This is a genomic window from Kitasatospora sp. NPDC059577 (genome assembly GCF_042735475.1).
Lineage (GTDB): Bacteria > Actinomycetota > Actinomycetes > Streptomycetales > Streptomycetaceae > Kitasatospora.
Window position 1 is genome coordinate 516,404 of record NZ_JBHWBZ010000001.1, and the last position, 6,000, is coordinate 522,403.

5 protein-coding genes are annotated in these 6,000 nt (G+C 75.9%); 4 read left to right on the forward strand and 1 reads right to left on the reverse strand.

The window, feature by feature from the left end:
• The first annotated feature begins 107 nt into the window (after nucleotides 1-107).
• The 4 genes from ACFV0O_RS02370 to ACFV0O_RS02385 all read left to right on the forward strand — a co-directional run bounded on the left by ACFV0O_RS02370 (nucleotide 108) and on the right by ACFV0O_RS02385 (nucleotide 4,779).
• Nucleotides 108-710, forward strand: coding sequence for a carbonic anhydrase (locus tag ACFV0O_RS02370; protein WP_380335178.1), 603 nt, complete (start codon nucleotides 108-110; stop codon nucleotides 708-710).
• Nucleotides 707-2,251, forward strand: coding sequence for a SulP family inorganic anion transporter (locus ACFV0O_RS02375; RefSeq protein WP_380335181.1), 1,545 nt, complete (start codon nucleotides 707-709; stop codon nucleotides 2,249-2,251). Before ACFV0O_RS02370 ends, ACFV0O_RS02375 begins: the two co-directional genes overlap by 4 nt.
• Before the next feature lie 415 nt (nucleotides 2,252-2,666).
• Nucleotides 2,667-3,725 carry an LD-carboxypeptidase gene (locus ACFV0O_RS02380; protein ID WP_380335183.1) on the forward strand — a complete coding sequence of 353 codons (1,059 nt, stop codon included), beginning with the start codon at nucleotides 2,667-2,669 and terminating at the stop codon, nucleotides 3,723-3,725.
• 52 nt (nucleotides 3,726-3,777) lie between these two features.
• Nucleotides 3,778-4,779, forward strand: a complete 1,002-nt coding sequence (locus ACFV0O_RS02385) for a LacI family DNA-binding transcriptional regulator (RefSeq protein WP_380335186.1) — start codon at nucleotides 3,778-3,780, stop codon at nucleotides 4,777-4,779.
• 118 nt (nucleotides 4,780-4,897) lie between these two features.
• Here ACFV0O_RS02385 and tsaD read toward each other — a convergent pair whose 3' ends face one another.
• Nucleotides 4,898-5,908, reverse strand: coding sequence for a tRNA (adenosine(37)-N6)-threonylcarbamoyltransferase complex transferase subunit TsaD (tsaD, locus tag ACFV0O_RS02390; protein WP_380335188.1), 1,011 nt, complete (start codon nucleotides 5,906-5,908; stop codon nucleotides 4,898-4,900).
• Between the last annotated feature and the right edge of the window lie 92 nt (nucleotides 5,909-6,000).

The window sequence follows — 6,000 nt, forward strand, 5'->3', positions numbered from 1 at the left end:
CCATCGGACCCGCGGCCCCACGGCCGTCCGCGCGTCAGCCCGCTCCGCTGCCCCACGACAGCAGCTCCCCGCCCGGCACCACCCGGGCGGGCAGAAGGAGACCCCTCATGCAGTCCCTCGTGACGCACGCCCGCGTCTTCCCGCACCGGCTCGCCACCAGCGGCCACGACCTCGGCGGGCTCTCCGCCGGGCAGGCACCCGAAGCCCTCTTCATCACCTGCTCCGACTCCCGCGTGGTCCCGGCCCTGATCACCGGCTCCCGCCCCGGCCAGCTCTTCGAGCTGCGCACCGCCGGGAACATCGTGCCCGCCTACGACACGGCCGCCCCCAGCGGCGAGGCCGCCACCATCGAGTACGCCGTCGACATCCTGCAGGTCCCGGACATCATCGTCTGCGGGCACTCCCACTGCGGGGCCATCGGGGCCCTGGTCCGGGCCGAGGACCTGGAGCCCGTCCCCGCCGTGCGGACCTGGCTCGAACACGCCGCCCCGCCCACCCGACACCTCGCGCCCGTCCCGGCCCACGACCAGGACGAGGACGTCGCGCGCCCGGTGCAGCGCAACGTCCACGCCCAGCTCGACCGGCTGCGCACCTACCCGGGCGTGACCCGCCGACTGGCGGAGGGCACCCTGCGACTGCACGGCTGGTACTACGAGGTGCACACCGGCACCGTCCTCGCCGGCTCCGACCGGGGGTTCCTGCCGCTGTGAACACTCCCCACCGCTCCCACGGCTCCGACCGCCCCGACGCCGCCGGCCGGTCCGGCCGCTCCCTGCTGCGCGCCCCGTTGGCGCACTGGCGCCAGGACCTGCCCGCCTCCCTGGTCGTCTTCCTGGTGGCCGTCCCGCTGTGCGTCGGCGTCGCCGTCGCCTCCGGCGTGCCCGCCGAACGCGGCCTGATCACCGGCATCGTCGGCGGACTCGTCGTCGGCTTGCTCCCCGGCAGCAGCCTGCAGGTCAGCGGGCCGGCCGCCGGCCTGACCGTCCTCGTCCACGACGCCGTCCAGAAGTTCGGGCTCCCCTCACTGGGAGCCGTCGTCCTCGCAGCCGGACTCCTCCAGGTCGCGATGGGCCTGCTGCGCATGGGCCGCTGGTTCCGCGCGATCTCCCTGTCGGTCGTCCACGGCATGCTCGCCGGGATCGGGCTGATCCTGATCCTCGGGCAGCTCTACGCCGTCTCGGGGCGGTCGGCGCCGGGCTCCGGCACCGCGAAGGTCGCCGGGATCCCGGCCCTGCTCGGCGACTGGCTGACCGGCCGGGCCGCGATGACCGCCGTCGCCATGACCGCCGCCACCGTGGCCCTGCTGATGTGCTGGAAGAAACTGCCCGCCCCCGTCCGGGCGGTGCCCGCCCCGCTGGCGGCGGTCGCCCTCGCCGCGGGCACGACCGCGCTCCTCGACCTGGACGTCCCCCGGGTCCGGGTGGACGGCCTGCTCGGCGCCGTCGCCGTCCCGACCGCCGACGGCCTCGGCGCCGTCGCGAGCGCGGCGGGCCTGGGCACCGTCCTCGCGTTCGCCGTCATCGCCTCCGCCGAAAGCCTGTTCAGCGCCGCCGCGGTCGACCAGATGCACGACGGCCGCCGCACCGACTACGACAAGGAGCTCACCTCCCAGGGCATCGGCAACACCCTGTGCGGGCTGCTCGGCGCCCTGCCGATGACCGCCGTGATCGTCCGCAGCGCCGCCAACGTCCAGGCCGGGGCCCGGACCAAGGCCTCCCGCGTCCTGCACGGCGTGTGGCTGCTGATGTTCGCCGCACTCGTACCGGCGGCCCTGGGGCTGGTACCGCTGGCCGTCCTCGGCGGCGTGCTGATCCACGCCGGCGGCAAACTGATCCCGCTGCGGCAGGGCGCCGCCCTGTGGCGGGCGCACCGCAGCGAGGTCGTCGTGCTCACCGCCACCGCGGGGGCGATCGTCGTCACCAACCTCTTCGAGGGCGTCCTGCTGGGGGTGGCCCTCGCCGTCGCCAAGAGCGCCTGGCAGACCTCCCAGCTGCACATCGACCTCACCGACGCCGGGGACGGCGGCCCGCTGCACGTCCGGCTGAGCGGCAACGCGACCTTCCTGCGGCTGCCCCGGCTGCTGGACACCCTGGAATCCCTGCCGACCGACCGCGCGGTCGACCTCGACTGGAGCGACCTGCGACACCTCGACCACGCCTGCCGCACCGCCCTCCTCACCTGGGCCGACCAGCACGCCGCACGGGGCAGCGCCGACGTCCGGCTGCAGCCACCCCTGGCGGTGAACGCCTGACGTCCTGACCGCCGGGGGGGGGGGGGGGGGGCGCCGGCGGGCCGGGCCCCCCCCCCCCCCCCCCCCCCCCCCCCCGCGGCCCCCGGGCCCCCCCCCCCCCCCCCCCGGCCCGAGCCGGCGGGGCACGCCGCGGCACGCCCCGCCCGGCGTCCGCCGTCACCGGCGGCGCAGCAGCCCGAACCCCGCCGGGGCGACCTCGTCGCCGGCTCGGCTTCCACCACCGCCGACCACACCGTCCGGACTCGCGGCCCGCCCGCCCACCTGCGCCGGCGCAGCAGCAGCGCCCGCCATCCGGACGTCCTCGCGGCCCGGCGCCGCGAACGAGCCCGCATCCACGGCGAGAAGGGCTTGGGCAGGGGCTGACGGCCGCCGAAATTCGTGTGATCCGGCCGAGTGGCACCGGCACACTGACGCCATGACTGGTCCTGCACTGCCCCACCTGCTTCGACCGCGCGCCCTGAGGTCCGGAGACCTCGTCGTCATCGCCTCGCTGTCCGGTGCGCTGCCGGCCGCTCACGAGCCCAACGTCGAACGGACGGTGGTGGTGCTGGAACGGATGGGATTCCGCGTGCGTCGGGCCCCGCTGCTCGAAGCAGGACGCCGCCACTGGTGGAGCGCCGCCACCCCGGCGGAGATCGCCGGGGAGTTCAACGGCCTTCTGCGTGATCCCGAGGTACGCGCGATCATCGCGAGCGACGGCGGCCAGACGGCGCTCGGCTACCTCGACCTGATCGACATCGAGGCGATCAGGGCCGACCCCAAGCCGATCCTCGGCTACAGCGACATCTCACTGCTGCACCTCGCGCTCCACGCGCGCACGGGCCTGGTCGGCTTCCACGCCGACATGGCCGTCCCCGGCTTCGGCGGAAACTGGCAGTCCGCGCCCGTGGCGCGCCGGGCGGAACTCGAAGAGCTCTACGCCAGGTTGCTGACCGGCACCGAGGCGATCGGTGCGCTGCCTGCGAGCCCGTCGTGGGAGTGCTGGCGTCCCGGTCGTGCCGAAGGCCGGCTGATCGGCGGGGTGATCAACCGCATCGTGCTGGCACAGGCGACGCCCTTCGCGCTGCCGCTCGAACGGTTCGACGGCGCGGTGCTGTTCTGGGAGGAGATGGGCGGCCACGCATCGCACGTGTGGAGCTATCTGCAGGTGCTGCGGCACTGCGGCATCCTCGATCGGATCTCCGGCATGGTCGTGGGCGTTCCGCGCGAGATCAGCGGGCTGGAACCCGGCGCGTCCCCGACCCTGCCCGAGATCGTCCTCGACGTCCTCGGCGACCGTGACATCCCGGTCCTGGGCAACGTCGAGTTCGGGCATGCCGGCCCGAATCTGCCGATGCCGGTCGGCATCCGGGTCGGCCTCGACGCACAGCAGCGGACGTTGTCGTTGCTTGAACCGGCGGTAGGGCCGCACGCGATGACGGGGCCGGTCGGCCGGGTACCTCCCGGTGATCCGGAGGCTCGGCTCCTGACGTGAGGGATCACCGACCCGGTGAACGCATGTGGTCGGCGCACTAGACTTCCGCGCTGTGACCAGCCGCCCCGTGACCCTGCTCGACGTGGCCCGGGCCGCCGGGGTGTCCAAGAGCACCGCCTCCGACGCGCTCCAGGGCTCCGGCCGCGTCGCCGACGCCACCCGTGAGCGCATCCGGGCGGTGGCGCGGGACCTCGGCTACCGGCCCAACACGGCGGCCCGGAGTCTGCGCCGGTCCAGTACGGGGGCGATCGGCCTGCACCTGCCGCGGACCGCCACGCGTCAGGACTACTACATGAACCTGGCGTTCGGCGCGGTCGAGCGGGCCAGGGAGGACGGGCTGGACCTCGTCCTGCTCGCGCCGGGGACGGCGGCGGGCGGCGGACTCGCCGCCCGGGTCGACGGCCTGCTGGTCATCGACCCCGAGGTCGAGGACCCGCAGGTCCCGGACCTGCTGGCCGCGGGCGTCCCGGTGGTCACCGGCGAACGCTACCTGGGCGGGGGCGCCGCCCCGAGCGGAGCGGTGGTGTGCGACCACGCGGCCTCGCTGCTCGCGTTGCTGGACCACCTCGCCGAGCGCGGCGCGCGCCGCCCGGCGCTGCTCGCGCCCGGTCCCGGCTCGGACTGGGCCGCCGCGCTGCGGGCGGCCGCCGACGCCTGGAGCGCGCGCGAGGGCGTCGAAGTGGTCGTGCGGACGGTCCCGTTCGCCGCCACGCCGGCCGAGGCCGAGGCCGCCACCGCGGACCTGATCGGCGACTTCCCGGCCACCGACGCGGTGGTCTGTGCCCCCGACGGCGCCGTTCCGGGCGTGCTGGCGGCCGCGGCGCGGGCCGGTCTGCAGGTGGGCTCCGGCCTGCTGGTGGCCGCCTGCGTCGACGGCGCGGCGGCCCGCGGCTCCAACCCCCGGGTGACCGCGGTCGACCTGCGCCCGGCCGAGTACGGGCGTGCGTGCGCGGCCCTGCTCAGTGAGCTGCTGGCGGGGGCGGCCGGGCCCGGAGCCGTACGGCGGCACGACTGGACGCTGAAGGTCCGGGAGTCCACGGCGGGCCGGGCCTGACATCGGTGCGGGGGCCGGCCCGGTTCCCGTCCGCCGTCGTCGGGACCGATCGACGGCCGCTTCTTCAACGCCGGTGTCGGCGCGGCTCGGTGACGATCGGTCAGGACTGGGGCGGCCGTCACGCGGCGCGGGTCGCGGCGAGCGGGGTGAGGGCGGCGTACGCCAGTGGCGCGGAGGGATCGATGGAGAGGTCCAGCGGGGCGGGCCGGGCGCCGGAGCGCACCAGCAGGTCGCCGATGGCGGCGATCATGGCGCCGTTGTCGGTGCACAGCCGAAGGGCGGGGACGCGCACGGTGATGCCGGCGGCCGCGCAGCGCTGCTCGGTGAGGGCGCGGATACGGGAGTTGGCGGCGACGCCGCCGACCACGACGAGGGTGTCGATGCCGTGGTCGGTGCAGGCCCGCACGGCCTTGCGGGTGAGGGTGTCCGCGATGGCCTCCTGGAGGGCGGCGGCGGCGTCCGGGACGTGCGGTTCGGTGCCGGCGGCGCGTTGGGCCTCGACCCAGCGGGCGGCGGCGGTCTTGAGCCCGGAGAAGGAGAACGCGTACGGCGGGTCGTCCGGTCCGCTGAGCGGGCGGGGGAGGCGGACGGCGGCCGGGTCGCCGTGGCGGGCGGCGCGGTCGATCGCGGGGCCGCCGGGGTAGGGCAGCCGGAGGATCCGGGCGACCTTGTCGAAGCACTCGCCGGCCGCGTCGTCCAGGGTGTCGCCGAGGTGGACGATCGGGTCGCGGGCGAGGTCGCGCACCAGCAGCAGGGAGGTGTGCCCGCCGGAGACGATCAGCACGATGCACGGGTTCGGCAGCGGCCCGCCGTCGAGGGTGGCGGCGGCGACGTGCCCGGCGAGGTGGTGGACGCCGTGCAGCGGGACGCCGAGGGAGAAGGCGTAGCCCTTGGCGGCGGCGAGGCCGACCTGCAGCGCCCCGGACAGGCCGGGGCCGGTGGTCACGGCGACGGCGCCGACGTCGGCGAGGGTGAGCCCGGCCCGGTCCAGGGCCTCCTGGACGGCGGGGGCCACGGCGTGGACGTGGGCGCGGGCGGCGATCTCGGGGACGACTCCGCCGTAGCGGGCGTGCTCGTCCATGGACGAGGGGGCGGCCGGGCCCCCCCGCACCCCCCCGCGCGCCCGCACGCCGCCGGGGGCGGGGGCGGGGCGCTCGCGAGAGGTGGCGTTTTAACAAGATAAGGGTCGGCGGCGATATGAGTGGTTTATATTGGGGGGTG